The organism is uncultured Cellulomonas sp. (genome assembly GCF_963527515.1).
Taxonomy (GTDB): domain Bacteria; phylum Actinomycetota; class Actinomycetes; order Actinomycetales; family Cellulomonadaceae; genus Cellulomonas.
In genome coordinates, this window is record NZ_CAURTV010000055.1 from 1 (window position 1) to 22717 (window position 22717).

28 protein-coding genes are annotated in these 22717 nt (G+C 73.2%); 11 read left to right on the forward strand and 17 right to left on the reverse strand.

Annotated elements, in window-relative coordinates; all coding sequences use genetic code 11:
- The coding region (locus RYN42_RS12830) for a hypothetical protein (RefSeq protein WP_315096692.1) at positions 1-1110 on the forward strand (1110 nt) is incomplete at its 5' end.
- Positions 1111-1123: 13 nt separating this feature from the next.
- On the opposite strand, the gene RYN42_RS12835 is transcribed toward RYN42_RS12830, so the two are convergent.
- Entirely contained in the window at positions 1124-2260 is a 1137-nt protein-coding gene (locus RYN42_RS12835; protein WP_315096694.1) for a class I SAM-dependent methyltransferase, read from the reverse strand.
- A 112-nt stretch (positions 2261-2372) separates the two neighbouring features.
- On the opposite strand from RYN42_RS12835, the gene RYN42_RS12840 reads away from it, so the two are divergent.
- On the forward strand, positions 2373-2957 hold the full coding sequence (locus RYN42_RS12840) for a DinB family protein (RefSeq protein ID WP_315096697.1): 585 nt from the start codon (positions 2373-2375) through the stop codon (positions 2955-2957).
- Here the strand turns inward: RYN42_RS12840 and RYN42_RS12845 are convergent.
- The 7 genes from RYN42_RS12845 to RYN42_RS12875 form a co-directional block, all read right to left on the reverse strand.
- Positions 2944-3270, reverse strand: coding sequence for a hypothetical protein (locus RYN42_RS12845; protein WP_315096699.1), 327 nt, complete (start codon positions 3268-3270; stop codon positions 2944-2946). The genes RYN42_RS12840 and RYN42_RS12845 overlap by 14 nt on opposite strands.
- A gap of 148 nt (positions 3271-3418) precedes the next feature.
- On the reverse strand, positions 3419-4753 hold the full coding sequence (gene gdhA, locus RYN42_RS12850; RefSeq protein ID WP_315096701.1) for an NADP-specific glutamate dehydrogenase: 1335 nt from the start codon (positions 4751-4753) through the stop codon (positions 3419-3421).
- A gap of 34 nt (positions 4754-4787) precedes the next feature.
- Entirely contained in the window at positions 4788-6287 is a 1500-nt protein-coding gene (gene gtfA, locus RYN42_RS12855) for a sucrose phosphorylase (RefSeq protein ID WP_315096702.1), read from the reverse strand.
- A 90-nt stretch (positions 6288-6377) separates the two neighbouring features.
- The gene (locus tag RYN42_RS12860; protein ID WP_315096703.1) at positions 6378-7298 is read right to left on the reverse strand and encodes a trypsin-like peptidase domain-containing protein; all 921 of its coding nucleotides are present in this window, start codon (positions 7296-7298) and stop codon (positions 6378-6380) included.
- Positions 7299-7361: 63 nt separating this feature from the next.
- Positions 7362-8177, reverse strand: a complete 816-nt coding sequence (locus RYN42_RS12865; protein WP_315096704.1) for a methyltransferase domain-containing protein — start codon at positions 8175-8177, stop codon at positions 7362-7364.
- 92 nt (positions 8178-8269) lie between these two features.
- A complete protein-coding gene (locus tag RYN42_RS12870; RefSeq protein ID WP_315096706.1) occupies positions 8270-8410 on the reverse strand; it encodes a hypothetical protein in 141 nt (46 codons plus the stop codon).
- A gap of 85 nt (positions 8411-8495) precedes the next feature.
- Positions 8496-9224, reverse strand: a complete 729-nt coding sequence (locus RYN42_RS12875; RefSeq protein WP_315096708.1) for a DUF72 domain-containing protein — start codon at positions 9222-9224, stop codon at positions 8496-8498.
- A gap of 100 nt (positions 9225-9324) precedes the next feature.
- Between RYN42_RS12875 and RYN42_RS12880 the strand changes: the two genes are divergently transcribed.
- The 3 genes from RYN42_RS12880 to RYN42_RS12890 all read left to right on the forward strand — a co-directional run bounded on the left by RYN42_RS12880 (position 9325) and on the right by RYN42_RS12890 (position 10812).
- Complete coding sequence (locus RYN42_RS12880) at positions 9325-9588, forward strand: GlsB/YeaQ/YmgE family stress response membrane protein (protein WP_146845046.1); 264 nt, start codon at positions 9325-9327, stop codon at positions 9586-9588.
- A gap of 196 nt (positions 9589-9784) precedes the next feature.
- Positions 9785-10585, forward strand: coding sequence for an SDR family oxidoreductase (locus tag RYN42_RS12885; protein WP_315096732.1), 801 nt, complete (start codon positions 9785-9787; stop codon positions 10583-10585).
- A 44-nt stretch (positions 10586-10629) separates the two neighbouring features.
- Positions 10630-10812, forward strand: coding sequence for a hypothetical protein (locus RYN42_RS12890; protein WP_315096711.1), 183 nt, complete (start codon positions 10630-10632; stop codon positions 10810-10812).
- A gap of 4 nt (positions 10813-10816) precedes the next feature.
- Here RYN42_RS12890 and RYN42_RS12895 read toward each other — a convergent pair whose 3' ends face one another.
- Together RYN42_RS12895 and RYN42_RS12900 are read right to left on the reverse strand one after the other, a co-directional pair.
- The gene (locus tag RYN42_RS12895; protein WP_315096713.1) at positions 10817-11428 is read right to left on the reverse strand and encodes an NAD(P)H-dependent oxidoreductase; all 612 of its coding nucleotides are present in this window, start codon (positions 11426-11428) and stop codon (positions 10817-10819) included.
- Positions 11425-11580 (reverse strand): hypothetical protein, encoded by a 156-nt coding sequence (locus RYN42_RS12900; RefSeq protein WP_315096715.1) that lies wholly within the window; start codon positions 11578-11580, stop codon positions 11425-11427. Before RYN42_RS12900 ends, RYN42_RS12895 begins: the two co-directional genes overlap by 4 nt.
- 143 nt (positions 11581-11723) lie before the next feature.
- Here RYN42_RS12900 and RYN42_RS12905 point away from each other — a divergent pair, with 143 nt between their 5' ends.
- Positions 11724-11918 (forward strand): hypothetical protein, encoded by a 195-nt coding sequence (locus tag RYN42_RS12905; protein ID WP_315096716.1) that lies wholly within the window; start codon positions 11724-11726, stop codon positions 11916-11918.
- 63 nt (positions 11919-11981) lie between these two features.
- Here RYN42_RS12905 and RYN42_RS12910 read toward each other — a convergent pair whose 3' ends face one another.
- From RYN42_RS12910 to RYN42_RS12925, 4 genes are all read right to left on the reverse strand, one after another.
- Positions 11982-12890 carry an ABC transporter permease gene (locus RYN42_RS12910; RefSeq protein WP_315096717.1) on the reverse strand — a complete coding sequence of 303 codons (909 nt, stop codon included), beginning with the start codon at positions 12888-12890 and terminating at the stop codon, positions 11982-11984.
- The gene (locus tag RYN42_RS12915) at positions 12880-13605 is read right to left on the reverse strand and encodes an ABC transporter ATP-binding protein (protein WP_315096734.1); all 726 of its coding nucleotides are present in this window, start codon (positions 13603-13605) and stop codon (positions 12880-12882) included. The genes RYN42_RS12910 and RYN42_RS12915 overlap by 11 nt, the downstream gene beginning before the upstream one ends.
- 62 nt (positions 13606-13667) lie before the next feature.
- A complete protein-coding gene (locus RYN42_RS12920; RefSeq protein WP_315096718.1) occupies positions 13668-14771 on the reverse strand; it encodes an ABC transporter substrate-binding protein in 1104 nt (367 codons plus the stop codon).
- A 386-nt stretch (positions 14772-15157) separates the two neighbouring features.
- Positions 15158-16243 (reverse strand): YihY/virulence factor BrkB family protein, encoded by a 1086-nt coding sequence (locus RYN42_RS12925; RefSeq protein ID WP_315096719.1) that lies wholly within the window; start codon positions 16241-16243, stop codon positions 15158-15160.
- 161 nt (positions 16244-16404) lie between these two features.
- On the opposite strand from RYN42_RS12925, the gene RYN42_RS12930 reads away from it, so the two are divergent.
- The 5 genes from RYN42_RS12930 to RYN42_RS12950 all read left to right on the forward strand — a co-directional run bounded on the left by RYN42_RS12930 (position 16405) and on the right by RYN42_RS12950 (position 19559).
- A complete protein-coding gene (locus RYN42_RS12930; protein WP_315096720.1) occupies positions 16405-16911 on the forward strand; it encodes a YfcE family phosphodiesterase in 507 nt (168 codons plus the stop codon).
- Positions 16912-17014: 103 nt separating this feature from the next.
- Positions 17015-18034 (forward strand): iron-containing redox enzyme family protein, encoded by a 1020-nt coding sequence (locus RYN42_RS12935; protein WP_315096722.1) that lies wholly within the window; start codon positions 17015-17017, stop codon positions 18032-18034.
- Positions 18031-18237 carry a CDGSH iron-sulfur domain-containing protein gene (locus tag RYN42_RS12940; RefSeq protein WP_315096723.1) on the forward strand — a complete coding sequence of 69 codons (207 nt, stop codon included), beginning with the start codon at positions 18031-18033 and terminating at the stop codon, positions 18235-18237. The genes RYN42_RS12935 and RYN42_RS12940 overlap by 4 nt, the downstream gene beginning before the upstream one ends.
- A gap of 21 nt (positions 18238-18258) precedes the next feature.
- On the forward strand, positions 18259-18825 hold the full coding sequence (locus RYN42_RS12945; protein WP_315096725.1) for a hypothetical protein: 567 nt from the start codon (positions 18259-18261) through the stop codon (positions 18823-18825).
- A 26-nt stretch (positions 18826-18851) separates the two neighbouring features.
- Positions 18852-19559, forward strand: a complete 708-nt coding sequence (locus RYN42_RS12950) for a glycosyltransferase family 2 protein (RefSeq protein ID WP_315096726.1) — start codon at positions 18852-18854, stop codon at positions 19557-19559.
- On the opposite strand, the gene RYN42_RS12955 is transcribed toward RYN42_RS12950, so the two are convergent.
- From RYN42_RS12955 to RYN42_RS12965, 3 genes are all read right to left on the reverse strand, one after another.
- Positions 19504-20031: a GNAT family N-acetyltransferase gene (locus RYN42_RS12955; protein WP_315096727.1), complete on the reverse strand. Its 528-nt coding sequence runs from the start codon at positions 20029-20031 to the stop codon at positions 19504-19506. The two genes, RYN42_RS12950 and RYN42_RS12955, sit on opposite strands and share 56 nt — an antisense overlap.
- A 209-nt stretch (positions 20032-20240) precedes the next feature.
- Positions 20241-21635 carry a UDP-glucose/GDP-mannose dehydrogenase family protein gene (locus tag RYN42_RS12960; protein ID WP_315096728.1) on the reverse strand — a complete coding sequence of 465 codons (1395 nt, stop codon included), beginning with the start codon at positions 21633-21635 and terminating at the stop codon, positions 20241-20243.
- Positions 21635-22717 (reverse strand): glycosyl hydrolase (locus tag RYN42_RS12965; RefSeq protein WP_315096730.1); only part of this gene is annotated, 1083 nt, incomplete at its 5' end. The genes RYN42_RS12965 and RYN42_RS12960, both read right to left, overlap by 1 nt.

A 22717-nucleotide genomic window follows, 5' to 3' on the forward strand; every position in this document is an offset into this window, starting at 1 on the left:
ACCTGGTTCCGGCAGGTCGCCGCGGAGGCGGACGCGGCGCTGCGGACGTCGGCCGAGCCGGGGGCACGGGCCCTGCTGACCGTGCAGGTGGCGGACCTGCGGGCGGCCCACGCCTGGGCGCGCGGCGCGGACCCGGTGCTCGCTGCGCGGCTGACAGGCTCGCTGCACGTGCACGCCCTGGCGACCATGAGCGACGAGATCCTCGGGTGGGCGGCGCGGCTGGGGCCGGTGCTCCCCGACGACGACCCGGCGGGAGCTGCGGCGCAGGTCTCGGTGGCCACGCGGCTCGTGCTCGGCGGTGAGCTCGCGGCGGGGGAGCACCGCGCCCGTCGCGCGCTGGAGGTGGCGACCGACGACGTCGTGCGCATGGCCGCCCTCGAGGTGGTCGGCGACGTCGCCCTCTACGACGGCCGGCTGGACGACGCGGCAGTGACGGGCGCGCAGATCGCCGAGCTGGCACGCTCGCACGACGACCCGCACTACCTCATGGCGGGACTCAGCTACCCGGTCCTGTGCTCGTCGTACGGCGGGCGGTACGACGAGGCCCGCGAGTGGCTGGCGCGCACCCGCGCGGAGCTGGCTCGGTTCCCCGACCTCGGGCCCTCGATCGTGGGCAACCTCGCCTACTGCGCGGGGGAGATCGAGATCGAGCACCGGCCGTCGGCTGCCCTGGCGCACCTGGAGCGTGCCGCCGAGCTGGCGGAACGAGCGGGCTCCACGTTCCTCGGGGGCATCGCCCGGGTGTCGGCGTCGTCGGTACGGGCACGGCACGGCAACCCCGCCGAGGCGCTCGCCGCGTTCGACGAGGTGGTCCGGTGGTGGCTGGTCCGCGCCGACCGGACCCACCTGGTGACCACGTTGCGCAACCTCGTCGACCTGCTCGCGCGGGTGGGCGCCGACCCCGCGGCCGCGGAGCTGTGGGGCGCGGTCGTGAGCGGGGGCGGGTCGGTGAGCTACGGCGCGGAGCGTGCGCGCCTGGACGTGGCGCGCGAGCACCTCGAGCACCGGTTGGGCGCCGACCGGTTCGCGGAGCTGGCCGACGTCGGCGGCACGCTGGAGCCCGAGGCGGCCGCACGCCGGGCGCTGGCGGCGATGCGCCCGGGCGTGTGAGCCAGCAGCTCGGCTACAGCAGCAGCCGGTAGAACCGGAACATCTCGTGCTCGACCGGCAGCACCTCGACGCCCGAGAACCCGGCCAGCTCCGCGTAGCCCGCGAGCACGCTGGGGCGCATGACGGTCCCCGTGCCGACACCACCCGGTGCCGAGAGCCCGTCGGGCAGGCAGCACAGCAGCGAGAAGCCGTACAGCAGCCGCTCGACCAGGTCGCCCGGGGCACCGAACGTCTCCGCCGTGCGCTCGTCCATCACGAGCACGTACCCGTCCTCCCGGACCATCGCCCGCATCGCTGCGAGGACGCTGACGGGGTCGGGCATGTCGTGCACGCACTCGTAGGCCATCACCACGTCGAAGTCGCGGGCTCTCGACACGCGCAGGTCCGCGGCGTCGACGGTGGAGAAGGTGACCCGGTCCTCCACCGCGTGCGCTGCGGCGTGCCGACGCGCCGCCGCGACCGAGGGCTCGTCGACGTCGAACCCCTCGAAGGTCGCCGTCGGGAACGCGCGGGCCAGGCCGATGGACGACCAGCCCTCACCCGTGCCCACGTCGGCGACGCGTGCGGAGGCCAGCAGGCGCGCGTGCAGGTCGGGCAGCGTCGGCACGATCTCCTGGGCGAGCTGGTGCAGGAACAGCGGGCGGTTGAACGCGGCCTGTGCGGTCCGCGCGTCGGGTCCCAGCTGTGCCCAGCTCACCCCGCCACCGTGGCGGTACGCGTGCACGAGATCGTCGAACCGGCGACCTGCCGCGACCGCGAAGCCGGCCAGCGGCGCGGTGTGGGCGGGGCTGTCGGCGTCGTGCAGCACCTCGACGGCGCCCGGGGCCACGTGGAACCGCCGCTCCTGCGCCGGGGCACCTGCGTCGTCGACCCGGAGCCAGCCGCCCACGGCCTGCTGCTCGAGCCACTCGCGGGCGTACCGCTCCTGGGTTCCGGTGCGCCGTGCCAGCTCGACCGAGGTCAGGGGCCCCTCGTCGATCAGCGCGTCGTACCAGCCGAGGGTCCGGCCCAGGTGCAGGGCGAGGACCTCCATCGCGCCGAGGGTCGCCGCGACGACGCGCGTCGAGAAGTCGTCGACGCCGGCGTCGTGCGCGGGGACCTCGAACAGGTCGCTCGCCGAGGCGGTGGTGGACTGCGTGGTGGTGCTCATCGTTCCTCCGGTCGGTGCGGCGGGCGGGTGCCCGCGCGGGACGGTCCCAGGGTGGGAGGCGCACCTCGCACACCCCTCGCACCCTGCTCGCAGTCCGCGGGATAGTGGCCCGATGGACGACAAGGACACCCTCCTCGACTACCTGCGCACCCAGCGGGCGGGCCTGCTCAGCAAGCTCGACGGCCTGGACGAGTACGACGCCCGACGGCCGATGACGCCGACGGGAACCAACCTGCTGGGTCTGGTGAAGCACGTCGCCAGCGTCGAGCTCGGCTATCTCGGCGAGGTCTTCGGCCGGCCCGCCGACCGTGACCTGCCCTGGTTCGCGGACGACGCCGAGGTGAACGCGGACATGTGGGCGACCCCGGACGAGACCCGGGAGCAGGTCGTGGCGCTGCACCACTACTCGGCCGAGCACAGCGACGCGACGGTCCAGGCGCTGCCTCTCGACGCCCCCGGGGACGTGCCCTGGTGGGGGGAGGAGCACCGTCACGTCACCCTGCACCAGATCCTGGTGCACGTGTGCGTCGAGACGGCGCGGCACGCGGGGCACGCCGACATCGTGCGGGAGCTGATCGACGGGGTCGTCGGTCGACGGCCCGACGACCCGAACATCCCGGCGATCGACTGGCCGGCCTACCGCGAGCGGCTCGAGGCCGCTGCGCGGGAGGCCGGCACCGCGGCTACGCGTCCGTGAACTCGCACGAGATGACGAACGCGATGGGCTTGTCGAACGTGTACGTGCGGTCGCCCTCGTTGGCGTCGCCGAGGTCGCTCACGAAGTAGGTCTTCCCGGTCTTGATGGCGACGAAGGCGATCGGGGACGGCTTGGTGTACGTGCGCACGCCGTGCCCGACCTTCACCTTCGTGCAGTCGTACACGCCGTCGTACTCCCACGTGGTCGGGTCGGCCCGCGCGTCGAGCGGGCAGGCGGCGGCGGCGCCGGCGGAGCCCAGGAACGCGGCGCCGGCGAGCGCGGCGGCGAGCAGTGGTGTGCGCGGACGGATCATGGAGTGCCCCCTCGGATGGACGGGCACCGCGTGGTCGCGGTGCCCGTTTTGCCCACGTTAGGGGTGGTCACCGACACCGGAGAAGGCCGGCCACGGGTGAGTCGGCGCTTTCACCCGGCTCCGTCGGAGGGCGGGCGCGGGGCATCCGTCAGACCACACCGAGGGCCAGCATCGCGTCGGCGACCTTGGTGAAGCCCGCGACGTTGGCGCCGAGCACGTAGTTCCCGGGGGAGTCGTACTCGTCGGCGGTGGCAAGGCAGCGGTCGTGGATCGACCCGATGATCCCCGCCAGCCGCTCCTCGGTGTACCCGAACGACCACGCGTCGCGGCTCGCGTTCTGCTGCATCTCGAGCGCCGAGGTGGCGACGCCGCCGGCGTTGGCCGCCTTCCCCGGTCCGAACAGCACGCCGGCCCCGCGGAGCAGCGCGACGGCCTGCGGCGTCGTGGGCATGTTGGCCCCCTCGGAGACGGCGAGGACACCGGAGGTGAGCAGGGCGGCGGCGTCGTCCTCGTCCAGCTCGTTCTGCGTGGCGCAGGGCAGCGCGACCTCGGCGCCGACCTCCCAGACGCGGCGTCCCGGCACGAAGGTGGCGCCGCGGCGCTCCGCGTAGATCGAGACGGGCAGCCGCTCGACCTCCCGGGTCTGCTGCAGCAGCGCCAGGTCGATGCCGCGCTCGTCCAGCACGTAGCCCGTGGAGTCGGAGCAGGCGACGACGCGCCCGCCGAGCTGCTGCGCCTTCTGGATCGCGTACTGCGCGACGTTGCCCGAGCCCGAGACCACCACGCGGCGGCCGTCGAACGCCAGACCGTTCGTCCCCAGCATGCGCTCCGCGAACAGCACCGCGCCGTAGCCGGTGGCCTCGGTGCGGACCAGCGAGCCGCCCCACGTCAGGCCCTTGCCGGTGAGCACCCCCGACTCGTAGCGGTTGGTGATGCGCTTGTACTGGCCGAACAGGTACCCGATCTCCCGCGCACCCACGCCGATGTCGCCGGCCGGGACGTCCGTGTGCTCGCCCAGGTGGCGGTACAGCTCGGTCATGAACGACTGGCAGAACCGCATGACCTCGCCCTGCGAGCGTCCCCGCGGGTCGAAGTCGGCGCCGCCCTTGCCACCGTCGATGGGCATGCCGGTCAGCGAGTTCTTGAACACCTGCTCGAAGCCGAGGAACTTCACGATGCCGAGGTTCACCGAGGGGTGGAAGCGCAGACCGCCCTTGAACGGGCCGAGCGCCGAGTTGTACTCGACGCGGAAGCCGCGGTGGGTGTGCACGACGCCGTCGTCGTCGACCCACGGGACCCGGAAGATGATCTGCCGCTCGGGCTCGCACAGGCGCTCGAGGACCGCCGCGTCCACGTACTGCGGGTTCTTGCGCAGCACCGGCTCCAGGCTGTCGAAGACCTCGCGCACCGCCTGGTGGAACTCGCGCTCCCCGGGGTTGCGGCGGAGCACCTCCTCGAGGACCCGACCCAGCTGTTCCTTCATGTGCTCCTGCTCCGTCCTGTCGCTCCGGGCAACCCTACGGGGGTGTCAGCAGGAGGTCGGTCGTGCGTCCGGTCACACCCGAGGGGGCCGTCCAGTCGATCGTCGCCGAGGCGTCGGCGAGGTCGACGGTCAGACGCGCGGTCGCTCCGGGCTCGGCGACGCCCCGGCGCGTCAGGGTGAGCACCGACCCGTCGAGCCCCACCTCGACGTCCCCGTCGAACGCCGGCAGCGTGTTCCGGAACCGGCACAGGGCCAGCAGCGCGGCGACGACGGGCCGCGCCAGGGCGGCGTCGAGCTCGTCCGCTGTGTACCGGTGCCGGTTGATGTCCCGGCCGACACCCGTCCGCTCGAGCAGGTCCAGGTCGTTGCCACCGGCGAGCGCCCCGACGTAGTAGACCTGCGGGATCCCCGGGGTGAACAGCTGGAGGGCGCGGGCCGCGAGGTACGCGTGGTCGTCGCCACCGAGGGCGTCGTAGAACGTCGAGTTGACCTGGTAGAGGTCGAGGTTCGACGCCGCCGCGCCCGTGGCCCGCTGCGACGCGCCGTGCGTGCGGGCGTGGATGCCCTGCACCAGGGCGTCGATCTGCGCGGGGTCGAGCAGCCCGGGCCGAGGATCATCGCCGGGCTGCACCGTTTGGTCCGGGCCGACGTCGATCACCCCGATGCCGTCGTGCGTGTCCAGCACGGTGACGGCGTTGGTCGGCCGCTCCACCAGCCACCGGGCCAGCACCGAGCCGTCGGCGGTGTACAGCGCGTGCAGCACCAGGGGCGGCAGGGCGAAGTCGTACACCAGGTCGACCGACCGGCCGATCTCGACCTGGCGCCGGTAGTAGGAGTGGACCTCGACCAGCACGTCGACCCCGCGCGCACGCGCCTGCTGCGTGAACCGCTCGATGAACGCGAACGTGTCCGGGGTCATGAAGCAGGTCGTGCCGGGCGTCTTGACCGCGTACCCGACCGCGTCGAGCCGCACCAGGGAGACGCCCGCGTCGGCGACCGCGTCGAGGACGGAGCTCAGGTACGCGGCCCCGGCCCGGGAGTGCACGTCGATGTCCACCTGCTGCGGCGTGAACGTCGTCCAGACGTACCGCAGCCGGTCGCCGAGCCGCACGGGAGTGAACGGCAGGCCGGGTCGTGGCCGGTAGATGCGGGTCAGGTCGTCCTCGGTGGCGCCGGCGGGGAACACCGAGGACATCGTCAGGAACATGCCGGCGTGCTCGGACGCGTCACCGCGGGCGCGGACGTCGGCGAACGCCGGGGACTGCGCGGAGACGTGGTTGACGATGAGATCGACCACGGTGTCGTGGGTGCGGCCCAGCTCCCGCACGTCGTCCCAGGTGCCGAGGCGCGGGTCGACGGCCGTGTGGTCCACCGGGTCGAAGCCGGCGTCGGCGCCGTCGTACGGCGTGAAGAACGGCAGCACGTGCACGCCGCCGAAGGCGCCGGCGAACGGGCCCCGCAGCAGCCTGGTCAGACCGGGCAGGTCCCCGCCCAGCCGGTCGGCGTACGCGATCAGCTGCACCTGGTTGCGCACGTCGGTCCCCGTCCTGCCGGCAGCGGGCCACGTCCTCGTGGCGCCACCTCGTTCTTACTCGCGCGCGGCACGCAGCGAAAGCGGGGGGGCTCAGGGCACGGCGAGCTCGCGGGGGAACACCAGCACGTCGACCAGGGCGCCGTTGCGCCAGACCGTCACCTCGATGCGGCGGTCGATGGCGTCCTCCACCATGAGCTTCTGCACCGCGGTCGCGGTCACGACCCGACTGCCGTCGAGCTCGACGACGATGTCCCCGCGGTGCAGGTCGGCCTGCGCCGCCGGGCTGCCGGCGGCCACCCCGGAGATCTGCAGCCCGGTGGGCGAGCCGAGGCGCTCCGCGAGGTGCGGTGGCAGAGGCACCTGCGTCCCGGCGATGCCCAGCCACGCCCGGCGCACCCTCCCGTGGGTCATGAGGGTGGTGATGATCTCCCGGGTCGTGGCGTTGATGGGCACGGCCAGGCCCACCCCGATGCCCGCGAGCGCCGTGTTGACCCCGACCATGCGCCCGGAGCTGTCGGCGAGGACGCCTCCGCTGTTGCCGGGGTTGAGCGCGGCATCGGTCTGCACGACCTCGTCCACCACGCGCCCCGCGGCCGTCGGCAGGGACCGGCCCAGGGCGGAGACGATCCCCGCGGTCACGCTTCCCGCGAGACCGAGCGGGTTGCCGAGCGCGATCACCAGCTGGCCGACCCGCAGGCCGGCAGCGTCGCCCAGGGTCACGGGTGCGGGGACGTCCCCGCGGGCGAGCAGGACGGCGAGGTCGGACAGCGGGTCGCGCCCGACGACGTCGGCCCGCACCGTGGTCCCGTCGGTGAACGCCGCCTCGGCGACGGTCGCACCCGCCACGACGTGCGCGCTGGTGAGCAGGTAGCCGTCGGTGGTGATCACGCTGGCGCTCCCCGCGCCCGTGCCACGCGGGGTGCGCACGCTCAGGCTGGCGACGCTGGGCAGCACGGACTCCGCGACGGCGACGACCGTGCGCGAGTAGGCGTCCAGGGGCTCCTCGTCCACTCCCGGTCCAGCGCCGTCGGCGGCCTCGATAGTCCGCGGTTCACTGCGGGCGTACGCACGCGGTCAGGGACGCACGCCGAACGTGTGCCGCACGTTCTGCACGAACGTGACGCGACCCGACGCGTCGCGCTGCCGACCGATCTCGGCCAGCACCTCCTCGCGCAGGCGAGCGTGGGCGTCCTGCGGAACGGCCTCCCACATCGAGCGCTGGCCGTGCGACCAGGAGAACGCGACGAACTCCTCGGGCTCGTGGAAGTCGACGCTGACCTGGTCCCTGACGGTGCGCACGTCCATGAGCCCGGCGTCCTGGTACAGCTGCTCCATCCCGGAGTCGGAGGCGCACGGTCCGCGGAGACCTCGGGCGCGGGCCGCCACGAGCGCGGGTGGCAGGTGCGGCTCGAAGAGCCTGTCCACGGTCGCCCACCCGGGGTCCTTCTCGCCGAGGGTGGTCACGCCGATGCGCCCGCCGGGGACGAGCAGGTCGGCCCACGCTCGGAGGGCGGCCGCCGGGTCCGGCAGGAAGAAGAGCACCAGGCACGCCGCGACGACGTCGAACGACCCGGGAGCGAGGTCCGGCGCGCGGGCGTCGCCGATCCGGACGTCGACCTGCGGCAGGTCCGCCAGGTCGCGGGCGGTGAGCTGCACCATCCGCGGTGCGAGGTCGATGCCGAGGGCGTGACCCGTGCGGCCGACCGCGTCGGCCAGGGGCGCCAGCGCGGCACCGCGGCCGCAGCCGACGTCGAGCACGCGCTCGCCCGGTCGGACGTCGAGCTCGGTCACGAGCCGGCGGGCGATCGGGCGGGCCCACGGGGGGCCTACCGCGTCGTAGGTGTCGGCCGCGCGGTCGAAGACGCCGGCGATGCCGTCCGGTGGGTCCATGCGCCCAGCGTGCCAGCGGCCCCACCCCGGCGGCCACCGGACAGGAGGAAGGCGCCGACCCCTCAGGGGCCGGCGCCTCCGTCGTGCGGGTCCTAGCGGCGGTCGACGTTCGACTCGTCGATGCCGTCGGCCTTGATCTTCTCGGCGTCGGTCTCCTCGACCTCCACCTCGACCTCGTGGATCACCGGGCCGTCGTCACCGGTGTCGTGGACGATCCTGTCGTCGCTGTGCATCTCGACCTCCTCGTCGGGGCTCCGTGCGAGAAGCGAGCGTAGGACGGGTACGGCCGCGGCGCGCGCCGACAGACGGATCCCCAGGTCAGACGCCGAGCGTCCAGCGCAGCGTCCGAGCGTTGCGCACCGCGTTGCCGCCCCCGTCGTTGTTGAAGTAGACGAGGACGTCGCGACCGTCGGCCGACCACTCGCGGATCCGGTCCGCCCACCACCGCAGGTCGTCGTCGGAGTAGGAGCCGCCGTAGAGGTGATCGTGGTCCGGGCCGTGCAGGCGGACGTAGACGGTCGGCGCGGTCGCGCGCAGCACGCACGGCAGGTGTGCACCGCTCATCACGACGGAGGCGGCCTGGTGGTGCTCGAGCAGCGCGACGACCTCGTCGTGCTGCCAGGAGGGGTGGCGCAGCTCGACGGCGACCCGCACCCAGTCGGGGAGCGTGCCCAGGAACCAGTCGAGCCGGGCGTCGTCGCGCTCCTGGTCCGGGCGCAGCTGCACCAGCAGCACCTCGCGCCGGTCCCCGAGCTCGTGCCACGACCGCGCCATGCGCTCCGACCACGCCTCCGGTCCGTACAGCCGCTTGGCATGGGTCAGGCCCCGCGACGCCTTCACCGACATGCCGAAGCCGTCAGGCAGCCGCCGACGCCAGCCGGCGAACGTCGCGTCGCGGGGCCAGCGGTAGAAGCTCGCGTTGAGCTCGACGGTGTCGAACTCCTGGACGTACCGGCCCAGGCGCTCCCAGGACGGGAGCCCGGCCGGGTAGAGGACGTTCTCCCAGTGGTCGTAGGACCAGCCAGACGTGCCGATGCGGATGCTCAACCCCGAGGGTGCCTTTCGTTTCAACGCGCGGACCGCCCGAAATGCCCCTAGATTCACTCGGCGTCGGAATCGGCGCATCTTGACACCGAGGAGTTCACTCATGACCCCCGCAGGAATCATCTCCGCCATCATCATCGGCGCCATCATCGGCGTCCTCGGCCGACTGCTCGTGCGAGGCAAGCAGAACATCTCCATCCTCGTCACGATCATCGTCGGCATCGTCGCGGCGCTCCTCGGCACCTGGCTCGCGGGCCTCGTCGGGGTGCAGACGACCGACGGCATCGACTGGATCGAGCTGCTGTTCCAGGTGGTCCTCGCCGCCATCGGCGTGGCCATCGTGGCCGGCTCCGGCCGCCGCCGCTGACGCAGCGGCAGAGAGCGGCCCACCGTCCGGTGGGCCGCTCTCGCCGTCCCCGGGATGCACGCCTCTGCAGGCGGGCTGACCATGGGGTGCGACCGAAGGAGCCGGCGCAGGTGACCGACCCGCAGGAGCGACCGTGAGCGAGCAGGACCAGCAGTTCCCCGCCCAGCAGCAGCAGCCACCCGGCCTCACCGCGCCGATGGACCCGACGCCGGACCACGGGGAGTCGAGCTATGAGGGCCACGGCCTGCTGACCGGCCGGCGGGCTCTCATCACCGGCGGCGACTCCGGCATCGGCCGTGCGGTCGCCCTCGCCTACGCCCGCGAGGGTGCCGACGTGGCGATCGTCTACCTGCCGCAGGAGCAGCCCGACGCGGACGAGACCGCGCGGCTGGTCGAGGAGGCCGGCCGGACGTGCGTGCTCATCCCGACCGACCTGTGCGACGAGCAGGCGGCCCGCGCGGCGGTGGTCCGCGCGGCGACCGAGCTCGGCGGCCTGGACATCCTGGTGAACAACGCGGGGTACCAGATGGCCAGGCGGGAGTCGATCGCGGACATCACGTCGCAGGACCTGGACCGCACGTTCAAGACGAACCTCTACGCGCTGTTCTGGGTCACCCAGACCGCCCTGGAGCACCTGGAGGAGGGCAGCGTCATCATCAACAACTCCTCGATCCAGGCCTACCAGCCGTCCGAGACGCTCCTGGACTACGCGTCGACCAAGGCGGCCATCAACAACTTCACGGTGAACCTGGCGGCCGAGGTGGGGTCGCGCGGGATCCGTGTGAACGCCGTGGCGCCAGGCCCGATCTGGACGCCTCTGCAGCCCGCCACCCAGCTGCCCGCGAAGATCGAGAAGTTCGGCTCGGACACGCCGCTCGGTCGGGCGGGCCAGCCGGCCGAGGTCGCCCCGGCGTTCGTGTTCCTGGCCGCGGACTCGACGGCGTCCTACGTGTCCGGGACGGTGCTCGGCGTCACCGGTGGCAAGCCCGTCTTCTGATCGTTGCCGTCCCGTCGTACATCCCCCGATGACCGGAGGTCACCATGTGGGCATTCCTGTTCAAGCGTGTGCGCGTCTTCGTGATCGCCGCCGTCCTGCTGCCCGTGGTCGGGTCCCTCGCCCGCAGGCTCGCGGAGCGGATGGAGAAGAACGGCCCGACCACGGGGTCGCGAGGTCTGCACGTCATCGAGGGGGCGGCGCGCCGCGCCCGCTCGCTGCTGAGCTGAGGCCTCAGGACGGCGGGTACTGCGCGCCCGCCAGCAGCCGGGCGAGGTGGACGGTGTTCGACGCGAGGGAGGCGGTCGTCGCGGCGACCGCCTCCGGCGTCTCCTCGAGGTCCTGGTAGTCGACGCCCTCCATCGCGCGCCCGACCCAGTACGTCACGGCACCGGCGGCGAGCGAGAAGCCGACGTCGTTGAGGGCCTGGAAGATCTCCGCACTGGTGTGGTGCGCCCCGTCCTCGTTGCCGACGACCGCGACCGCCGCGACCTTGCCGTAGGTGAGCAGGCGGCCCTCGTCGTCCTTCTCCGACAGCTCCGCGTCCAGCCGCTCCAGCGCGCGCTTGGTCACGGACGACGGCTGGCCCATCCAGATGGGCGTGGCGACCACCAGGATGTCCGCCGCCAGGATCTGCGCCCGGATCGCGGGCCACGCGTCGCCGTGGCCCATGTCGGTCTGGACGCCGGGTCGCACGTCGTGGTCGACCAGCCGCACGACGGTCCCCGTCACGCCGTGCGGCGCGAGGGCGTCGAGGACCTGGCGGCCGAGCAGCTCGCTGCTGGACGGCGCGGGGGAGGGCGTGAGGGTCCCGACGAGCACGACCGCGGTGAGCTCCCGCGTCATGCGGGGTCCTGCCCCGTCGGGTCGGTCGGGTAGATCTTCTCGGCCGCGACGTCCTGGTTCTCGCCCTCGTCGGTCGGGCCGTGCTGGGGCGTCGAGGCGCGCAGCGCGGGGGTGTCGTCGTCGGGGGTCCGGGCCGTGGGCTGGTCGCTCATCAGGTGCTCCGATCGTCGGGTGGTCATCGGGTTGTCGAGTGGAGTCGAGCACCACTCTCGCCCCGGCTGCCGCACGTCGCACGCCGTGCGCGCGCATCCTCCCGGCGTTACGTTCGCTGTCCCAGCAGCCGTGGAGGTGCACCGTGAGCAACCCCATCCCCGACCCGGGCCGCGTCCCGGACGGTCCGGACTTCACCGACCTGCCCGCGGACGACCCGCGACCGATCGACGAGCCGGTGCCGGCGGACGGGCCCGGCGAGCCCGACGTCCAGGCTCCTCGGGACACGCCGGACAGCATCGCCGCCGGAGACGTCGGGTCGATCGAGCCGCCCGACTGAGGGCATCGCGGCGGCGGCGCAGGCGAGTGCCTGCCTGCCGTCGCAGCGGAGCCGGGTGGACGGCTAGCGGCTCGACACCTGCCCGGTCAGCCCGCGGGAGTGCAGCACGTGCCGCTCCAGGGGCGCGAAGACCACGAGCTCGATGACGATGCCCACGAGGAAGATCAGCCCGATCGAGGCGATGACCAGGGACATGTCGCTGGTCACGCGGCCCAGGTCGAGGATCTGGCCGAGCCCGGTGCCGAGCCCGGTCTGGACGATGAGCTCGGCGGCCATGAGCGAGCGCCATGCGAACGCCCAGCCCTGCTTGAGGCCGCCGAGGAACCCGGGCAGCGCGGCGGGCAGGAGCACGTGCCGGATCCGGCTCCAGCCGGTGGCGCCCAGCACCTGGCCGACGCGCAGGAACAGCGGCGGGACCTGGTCCGTGCCCGCGAGCAGCCCGTTGACGATCGACGGCACCGCGCCGAGCAGGATGACCGCGTACATGGTGGCGTCGGTGAGCTGGAACCAGATGATCGCCGCAGGGACCCAGGCCACCGAGGGGAGCGACTGCAGACCGGTGATGATCGGGCCGAATGCGCGCCGCAGGAGCGAGGACGCGGCCAGCGCGACGCCGATCGCGACCCCGACGACGACGGACATCGCGAAGCCGATGGCGGCCCGCTGGACGCTTAGCGTGACCGCGCGCCACGCGGAGCCGTCCTGGATCGTGCCCAGCAGGGTCTGCCAGGTGTCCGCCGGGCTGGGCAGCGCGTACGGCGGCTTGAGCTCGAGCAGGTAGGCCACCTGCCACACCACCAGCACCGCGCCGAGGGCGGCGAGCACCGGCCAGACGGCACGCCACGTGGCGCGCCAGGCGGAGCTGCGCGGCGTCTCGACGGGCGTCTCGAGGGCGTCGAGACCTGCGGCGAGGTCGTCGTCCGTGGTCCTGCGTGCCGGAGGCGTCGGCGGCGCGGTCGTCTCAGTGGCCATGGCGGGCGATCTCCTGTCGCAGGTCCTCGGTGATCTCGGCGCTGAGCCGGGACACGTCGGGATCTTCGATGCGGCGCGGCTGGGGGATGTCGACCGCCCACTCCCGTGCGACCCGCCCGGGTCGCGAGGAGAGCAGGACGACCCGCTGCCCGAGCCGGACGGCCTCGCGCACGTTGTGCGTCACGAAGAGGACGGCGCGTCCGGTCTCCCGCCAGATGCGGGTGAGCTCCTCGTGCAGGACGTCACGGGTGATGGCGTCGAGCGCGGCGAACGGCTCGTCCATGAGGAGCAGGTCGCCCTCCTGAGCCAGCGCGCGTGCCAGGGCGACGCGTTGCCGCATGCCGCCCGACAGCTCGTGCACCCGCTTGGGACCGGCGCCGTCGAGCCGCACGAGCGCGAGCAGGCGCTGGGCCTCGGCGCGGCGCTCTGCGCGGGCCACGCCCCGCAGACGCAGGGCGAGCTCCACGTTCCCGGCGGCGGTCAGCCACGGGTAGAGGGCGGGCTCCTGGAACATCAGGGCCGGCCGGCCGCCCGGCACCTCGACGGTCCCGGCGACCGGCTGGTCCAGCCCGGCCACCAGGGACAGCAGGGTGGACTTGCCGCAGCCGGACGCGCCGAGCAGGCAGACGAACTCGCCGGGCGCCACGGTGAGGTCGATGCGGTCGAGCACCGGGGGCCGCGACGCCTCCCCGAAGTGGTGCGTCACCCCGGTCAGGCGTGCCGCGACGGCGGCCGGGGCTGCAGAGCCCTGGCCGCCGGCCGCCGTCACGGTGCTCGTCACTTGCCCGACGCCCCGAGCCCGGCGTCGGAGACCGGCTCCTGGTCGTGCTCGGCCAGCACCTCGTTGAGCAGGGTGAGGTCGTAGATGCCGTGCAGGTCCGTCTCCTTGGACGTGCTCGCCGCCACCGCGTGGTCGGCGGAGGTCTGCAGGCTCGACGCGACGGGGTCGAGCGTGATGCGCAGGTTCGCCCATGCCCGGTCCAGCACCTCAGGGGACAGCGGCTTGCCGCTCAGCTTCTCGATGACCGTGTTGGACAGCGTCTTGGCCTCGTCGGGGTTGGCCGCGATCCACTCCGACGTCGTGTACCCGGCCTCCAGCAGCTTCTTCACGGTGCCGGGGTACTCGGAGAGGAACTCCGTGGCGACGATCAGGTGGGTGGTGACGAAGTCACCGTCCGGCCACAGCTCCTTCTCGTCGAGCAGCACGTGCGCGCCCGCGTCCACCACGAGCCGGGAGGCCCACGGCTCGGGCAGCCACGCCCCGTCCAGCTCCCCGGCCTTGAACAGGTCCAGCGTCTGCGAGTTCTCCTGCGGTGCGATCGTCACGTCGCTCGCCCCGCCGGTGAGCGACGTCTCCAGCCCCTCCTCGGCGAGCCAGGCGCGCAGCGCGACGTCCTGGGTGTTGCCCAGCTGCGGGGTGGCGAGCGTGGCGCCGACGAGGTCCTCGGGAGACTCGATGCCGTCGCGCACCACCAGCTGCGCTCCGCCGGACGTGGCTCCGGAGACGATGCGGATGGCGTCGCCCTCGGACTGCGCGAACGCGTTGATGGCCGGGTTCGGGCCGATGAACGTCGCGTCGATCGCCCCGCCGAAGAGTGCCTCGACCGCGGCCGGCCCGGCGTTGAAGATCTGCGTCGTGAGCGTGGTGTCCCCGAGCGTGTCCTGGAACGTGCCGTCGTCGACACCCACCAGTGCGACGGCGTGCGTGAGGTTGGCGAAGTAGCCCAGGCGCAGCTCGGGCGCCTCGGCGCCTGCCGTCGAGGCAGCCGAGGAGTCCTCGGCGGGGGAGTCCTGCGCGGCCGAGGAGGAGCAGGCGGCCAGGGCGGCCACGAGGCCGGCGGCGAGCAGGGCAGAGGTCAGGCGAGCGGGACGGGCGGTCATGTCAGGTCCTTGGGGGTCGCGAGGTCGGTGCGGGCGCGGTCGTCAGGGACGACATCGCCGCGCAGCCGCCGGCAACGACGGGGTGGCGCAGGGCTGGGTGGACGCCATGAGGCGGTTCCTCCGCGGGGACGGGGTGCGGCGCGCGTCACGCCTGGCCGTCGAGCGGAGCGACGGGGACCGGGCGTCGAACGCTCGGCCGCAGGACGAGGGCCGGGTTCAGACGTTCCGCGGACAGCAGGGGCGCGCGGACGCCACGACGCGACAGCACGTCGAGGCGGCGCGGAGGGTCTGCATGTGACGAGGATGGCCGTCGGCGGGCGCGGGCGACAGCACCGTCTCTTATTGTGGACACGGCAGGTCGGAATACGAGACTTGCCGGTGCGGCGTCAGGAGCGGTCGTCGTCCGGGTGCTCGGTGCCCCGCGACTCACGCAGCGCCCGACCCCGCCGGACGTCCTCCTCCTGCTGGGCCTGCTTCTTCTCGCTCGCTCGCGTGTCCCGCGGCGGGAGCTGGATGGTCTCCTCCGCCTTGATCCCGCCCTGCAGCTGGCGCCCGCGCTCCACCTCCGCGTCCAGCTCCGCCCCGAACAGCAGGGCGAGGTTGGTGATCCACAGCCAGAGCAGGAAGACGATCACGCCCGCCAGCGAGCCGTAGGTGTCGCCGTAGCTGCCGAAGTTGGCGACGTAGAAGCCGAAGCCCGCCGACGCGAGCACCCACACCACCAGCGCGACGACGGCCCCGATGCTGAGCCAGCGGAACTTCGGCTGCCGCACGTTCGGGGTCGCGTAGTAGAGGATCGCGATCGCGACGACCACCAGGGCGACGATCACCGGCCACTTCGCGATGTTCCAGACCGTGACCGTGACGTCGCTCAGCCCGATCGCCTCGCCGATGGACCGGGCCACGCCGCCGGAGAGCACGACGGCCGTCACGATGACGACGGCGATGACCACGAGCACCAGCGTCACGAGGAGCAGCACGGGACGCAGCTTCCAGATGGGGCGGCCCTCGTCGATCTCGTAGATCCGGTTCATGCCGCGGCTGAACGCGGCGACGTACCCGGACGCGGACCACAGGGCCAGGACCAGGCCGAACACCAGCGCGAAGCCGGCCGCGGGCGACTCGGTGAGCTGCTCCACGATCGGCTTGACCGTGTCGTCGACCGAGGACACGCCGAGGTCCGAGGCGATCTTCAGGACGTCGGTGACCATCTTCTGCGGGTCGCCGACGAGGCCGAGGATCGAGATGACGGCCAGCAGCGCCGGGGCGATGGCCAGTACCGCGTAGTAGGTCAGGGCCGCGGCGAGGTCCGTGCACTGGTCCTTGAGGAACTCGCGCAGCGTCTTGCGCGCCACGTAGAGCCAGGACGGCTTGGTGATGTCGTCAGGCGAGTCGGGCTTGCGCGGGTCCTCGGGAGCCGGCGCGGCGTCCTTCTCGGTGCTGCGCGTGCTGCTGGTGTCGTGGGAGCTCATCGGCCGGCCTCCAGCGGTCAGGTCTGCACGCCGGACCGTCGAGCGATCGTCCGGCGTCGGCCAGTGCGGGCTGCCTCACCCTGACGGCCCGACCGTACGCCGCCCGTGCCGCGGGCGCCTCTGGACGGGACGTCCTACCGTCGGTGGGAGGTGAGGAGGGGATGCCCGTGCGACTCGTTCTGCTCGCGGACACGCACGTGCCGCGCCGCGCGCGTGACCTGCCGGCGCCGGTCTGGGCCGCCGTCGACGCCGCCGACGTCGTCGTGCACGCCGGCGACTGGGTGAGCGAGGGCTTCCTGTCCGCCCTGGACGCCCGCGCCCGTCGGCTCGTCGGCTGCCACGGGAACAACGACGGCCCGCCGCTGCGCGAGCGGCTGCCGCTGGTGGCGCGCGTGGAGCTCGACGGGGTGCGGCTCGGCGTCGTGCACGAGACGGGGCCGGCTACCGGCCGAGAGCTGCGGTGCGACGCCGATCACCCCGACCTCGACGTGCTCGTGTTCGGGCACAGCCACATCCCGTGGGACTCGGTGACGCCGGCCGGGATGCGGTTGCTCAACCCGGGCTCGCCCACCGACCGGCGGCGGCAGCCCTTCGCGACCTTCCTGACGGCGGCGGTCACCGACGGCCGGCTCGATGACGTCACCCTGCACCGGATCGCTCGTCCCTGACGGCAGCGCTGCTCCGGTTGCGCATCGTCGGTCCCGTGCGACCGTGATCCTGGACGACTGCTCCAGAACTGGGCAGGTGCACGTGCCAGGACGGAGCTCGACCATGAAGCTGCCCGCGCCGCGGGGCCCGCTGGGGACAGCCCTCACGGATCTGCTGGTCCACCCGCCGCACGGCGCGCACGACCTCGGCGACGACGTCCTCGCGCGCTGGCGAGACACCGTGGCAGCGTCGGCCGACCCGCTGGCGGACGACGATCTCCAGCTCACGCTCTGGACGCTGTACGCGCTGCACTACCGCGGCTTCGAGGGCGTCGACGACGCCTGGGAGTGGGACCCGGACCTGCTGCGCCTGCGCGGGGTCCTGGAGGGAGCGTTCGAGGCCGCCCTGCGCGGGCGGGTGCCCGTGCCGACCGGCGTCCCCGCGGAGCGCGAGGCCGTCGCGGGCGCGCTGTTCGCCATGACGGCTCCGGGTCCCGGTCCGAGCGTCGCCCGGTACGTCGCGAAGCAGGCGGACGCCACCCAGGCCGGGGAGTTCCTCGTCCACCGGTCGATCTACCAGCTGATGGAGGCCGACCCGCACACGTGGGCCATCCCGCGACTGTCGGGCGTGCCCAAGGCGGCGCTCGTCGAGGTCCAGTCCGACGAGTACGGCGGGGGGCGTCCGGAGCGCATGCACAGCGCCCTGTTCGCCCGCACCATGCGTGGCGCCGGCCTGGTCGACGAGTACGGCTACTACGTGGACCGGCTGCCCGCCGTCACGCTCGCGGCCCTCAACCTCATGTCCCTGCTGGGGTTGCACCGGCGTCTGCGCGGCGCGATCGCCGGGCACCTGGCTGCGTTCGAGATGACGTCGTCGCTGCCCAACCGGCTGTACGGGGACGGGTTCCGTCGGCTCGGCCACGACGCGGGCACCACCGAGTACTTCGACGAGCACGTCGAGGCCGACGCCGTGCACGAGCAGATCGCCGGCCGGGACCTGGCCGGCGCGCTGGGTGAGCTCGAGCCGGAGCTGGTCCCCGACATCCTGTTCGGAGCTGCCGCCTGCCTGTACCTCGACGACCTGGTCGGGGAGCACCTGCTGGCCGCGTGGTCTGCGGGATCCTCCTCGCTGCGTGCGGCATGACCGAGCGCGCACCGCAGCCGGCGACGATCGAGGCGTGCCCGAACGGGCCGCTGCTCGTGCGTGGTGACGTCGAGCTGGTCGACGGCGCCGGCGTGCCGATCGAGCGGCGTCGGCGCACCATCGCCCTGTGCCGGTGCGGGTCGTCAGCGATCGCGCCGTTCTGCGACGGCAGCCACAAGGCGATCGGGTTCGTCGCCCCCTGACCGACGCGGAGGACGCATGGCATGACACATCCGCTCACGGCCTGGCGTCGCCCGGCGCCCTCACCGTGGCGCGGCCCGCTGCGGGCGGGGGACGCCGTCCGTGCGCTGGCTCTGCTGAGCGTCGTCGTCGGCACCTGGCACGGCGGTGCCGTCGCGACCGCGCTGTTCCTGCTGGTGCTCGGCGGGACGACGGTGCCGCGCGCGATCGACGCGCCACGTGCCCTCGACGTCGCCTACTGCAGCGCGCTGCTCCTGTCGGCCTGGGCCGCTCAGCTCGACTGGTACGCGTCGGTCGCCTGGCTGGACGTCGTCGCGCACGCCGTGGTGACGGCCCTGATCGCGGTGCTCGCAGCCCGCGCGCTCCAGGTCTGGGGAGTGGTCGGCCCGCCCCGGTCGGGCAGCGAGAGGGGGGTGCTCGTCGTCGGCCTCGGGGCGGTGCTCGCCGTGCTGTGGGAGCTGGGGGAGTGGGCGGGCAACACGTTCCTGGACCGCAGCATCCAGGTGGGGTACGGGGACACGGTCGGCGACCTGGCCGCGGCGCTGGTCGGTTGCACGGTGACGGCGCTCGTCGTGGCCAGGCGCGCATGAGGGGGTCGCTGCCCACGGTGTCGGTCGTGATCCCGGCACGCGACGACGCCGTCGCGCTGGCCGAGTGCCTGGCCCGGCTGGCGGCGCAGACCGTCGCGCCGTGGGAGGTGGTCGTGGTGGACAACGGCTCGTCCGACGACACCGCGGCCGTCGCGGCGGCGTGGGGCGCCCGGGTGGTGACGGAGCCGCGCATCGGCATCCCCGCGGCCGCGGCCGCGGGCTACGACTGTGCGGGCGGGGACGTGATCGCGCGGCTCGACGCCGACTCCCGCCCCGACACGCGGTGGGTCGAGCGCGTCGCGGAGTGCATGCGTGCGGACCCGGACCTGGACGCGGTGACGGGCTCCGGCCAGTTCTTCGACCTGCCGCGGGTGCTGCAGGGACCCGTGTCCGGCATCTACCTCGGCGCCTACTACGTCCTGGCCCACCTGGCACTCGGGCACACGGCTCTGTGGGGCTCCTCGATGGCCGTGCGCCGACGGTCCTGGCTGGAGGTCCGCTCGCAGGTGTGTCGCGACGACCCCGAGGTGCACGACGACCTCGACCTGGCCTTCGCGCTCGGACCCGGACGACGGATCCGCCTGGACCCGGCGCTGCGCGTCGGGGTGTCCGCGCGCTCGCTGCGCGGTCACGCCCAGCGCGTGCGGCGGTTCGACCGGGCGTGGCGGACGCTGCGGCTCAACTGGGAGGTGGCGCCGCCGTGGAGCCGGTGGCGAGCACGGCTGGCGCGGTGAGCTCGAGCCGGTAGAACGCGCTGTGCGGGTCGGGCACGTAGTCCGCGAACGGCGGGCACGGCACGAACCCGGTGCGCTCGTACAGCCGGCGTGCGGGCGCGAAGTAGTCCTGGGTCCCGGTCTCGAGGAAGACCGTGCGCAGGCCGCGGTGGGCTGCTACGGCGAGCACGTGCGCCAGCAGCGTGGAGCCGACCCCGCGTCCGCGCGCAGCCGCGGTGCTGCGCATCGACTTGAGCTCACCGTCCGTCGACCCGAGCTCCTTGAGGGCGGCGCACCCGAGCACGAGGCCGTCCTCGCCACGGGCGGTCCAGAACGTGATGCCGGGTCTTGAGAGCGCCGCGGGGTCGAGCGCATGGACCGACTCCGGGGGCGAGGTGGCGCGCATGTCCGCCAGGTGCTCGTCGAGCAGGGGGAGGACGTCGGGCGCCGCGGGGTCGTCCGTGTCGATGGTGACGGTCGTGCTGGGGGACATGTCGGTGACCTCCTCGCTCCGGCGCGCTCATGGTGTCACCGGTCCGCCGCCTGCGGACACCCCACCACCACCACTGACGGCGCGTCGGGTCCTGCTGCCTGGCTGTCGCCACGCGGCACGCCGACGCGACGTGGTCCGGATCGGTGCGGGCGACAGGACGGCCCCGACGCGTGCACGTCGGGGCCTTCCTGTCACTCAGGTGCTGCGGGTCAGGCCGCGGCCCGCCCGAGCCCACGGAAGGACCAGCCGGCCGCACGCCACCGCGCGGCGTCGAGCTTGCCGCGGGCGTCGATGACGGACGCGTGGTGGGCCAGCCGGGCGAGGCGCGCGGGCTCCGCGTCGACGAACTCGTCCCACTCCGTCAGGACCAGCACCACGTCGGCACCCTCGACGGCCTCGTCCACGCCGGTCGCGTAGCCGAGCGTCGGGAAGCTGGAGCGCGCGGTGTCGCCGGCCTCGGGGTCGTACACGGTGACCTGTGCGCCGCGCAGGTGCAGCGCGGCCGCCACGTTGAGCGCGGGGGAGTCCCGCACGTCGTCGGTGTGCGGCTTGAACGCCGCCCCGAGCACGCCCACACGGCGGTTGAGCACGGAGCCGCCGCAGGCCTCCAGCGCGAGCTCGATCACCCGGGAGCGCTGGCCCATGTTGATCTCGTCCACCTGCTGGAGGAGGGCCGAGGCCTGGTGCGCACCGAGCTCGTTGGCCCGGTGCATGAGGGCGCGGATGTCCTTGGGCAGGCAGCCGCCGCCGAAGCCGAGACCGGCGTCGAGGAACTGCCGCCCGATCCGGACGTCGTGGCCCAGAGCGTCCGCGAGGACCTTGACGTCGGCTCCGGCGGCCTCGCAGACCGCGGAGATCGCGTTGATGAACGAGATCTTCGTGGCCAGGAACGCGTTGGCGGAGACCTTGACCAGCTCGGCCGTGGGCAGGTCGCAGACCACGACGGGACTGCCCTCGGCGATCGGTCCGGCGTAGACACGGCGCAGGAGCGCCTCGGAGTCGGGCGTCGTGCCACCCAGGACGATGCGGTCGGGGTGCAGGGTGTCCTGGACCGCCTTGCCCTCGCGCAGGAACTCCGGGTTCCAGACCAGCTCGGCACGGATGCCGGCCGGCACCGCCGCGGCGACGAGCTCGCGCAGCCGGGCACCGGTCCCGACCGGCACCGTCGACTTGCCGACGATGAGCGCGTCGTGCGTCAGGTTCTGGGCGATCGAGGTGGTCGCAGCCTCGACGAAGCGCAGGTCCGCGGCGTGGCTCGTCTTGGACTGCGGGGTGCCGACGCACACGAAGTGCACGTCCGCCCAGCCCACCGCCTCGGCGACGTCGGTGGTGAACCGCAGGCGACCGGTGGCCAGCTGCTCGGTGAGCAGCTCGGGCAGGCCGGGCTCGAAGAACGGGACCTTGCCCGCGGTGAGCATCGCGACCTTGTTCGGGTCGGTGTCGACGCCCACCACCTCCATGCCCAGCTGGGACATGGCCACGGCGTGGGTGGCGCCGAGGTAGCCGGTACCGAGCACCGCGATGCGCGGGGCGGGGCCGTCGGCGGCGAAGGTCGAGCGGGGGAAGAGATCGGCGACGGTCAGGTCGCTCTGGTGGTCGGACATCACGGCTCCTGTGTGGTGGTGAGGGAAGTGGCGAACCCGGAGGCCGGGTCGTGCAGGCCGTCGACGAACGCAGCGAGGGAGTCCGCACGGGACTCGATCCGCCAGTCGTTGGTGATGCGCTCGCCGCCGCTGATGGTGGTCACGGCGTGGTTGAACCAGGCGAACCCGCGGATGTCGGCGTTCTCCGGTCGGGCCAGGGCGTCGAACAGGTCGGCGACCCAGGTGGGCTTGTCGCCGCCGGTCTCGGAGGCCCCGATCTCGGCGAGGTAGATCGGCTTGCCGGTCAGCGCCCGCAGCTGGGCGAGCGACCTGCCGAACGTGTAGTCGAACGTCGGCGTCTGGTCCGCCTTGTACGGCGGGCGGTAGTAGCCGGACAGGCCGACCCAGTCGACGTACTCGTCGCCCGGGTAGAGGCTGGCCAGGTACGCGCCGTCCTGCTGCCAGCTGGGCATCGTGTTGACGATATTGGGGGACCAGACCCACAGCACGTACTCGTTGGCGCCCTCCGCCTCGAAGATGTCGTGCACGTGGCGCCACATGGCGACGAAGTCCCCGGGGTTGTTGCCGTTGTTCGACGTCCCCTTGACGTTCTTCTCCGCCCACGGGTACCAGCTGCCGTTCATCTCGTGGTCGAGACGGATGGCCATCGGCAGGCCGAGGGCGGTGACGTCCCGGGCGTACTGACGCAGGTAGTCGTCGAACGCCCCGGCGGTGATGCGGGGGAGCGAGTAGTCGGGGTCCTCGGCCTGGTCGTTGCCGGCCAGCATGGGCCGCGACTCCCAGGTGAGCATGGGCATCGTGCCCTTCTCCCACGACCGCGTGACGGCGTCCGGGCGGAACGCGCCGTCCCAGCCCTGGAAGTAGCCGGTCACCGTCGGCTGCTGGCTGATCTTCTCGGAGACGGAGTCGGTCTCCGCCCAGCTGAACGGCGCCTGCGGGGTGTACAGGCCGAGCAGGCGCGCCTGCGGGTTGCGCAGGCTCGCCAGCGACGGGGCGGTCGGCTTGACGACCGGTGCCGGAGCGGACGTGCCGCCCCCGGCAGCGGCCGCCGCGGCGGCCGCGGCGTTGGCGCGCACCCGGGC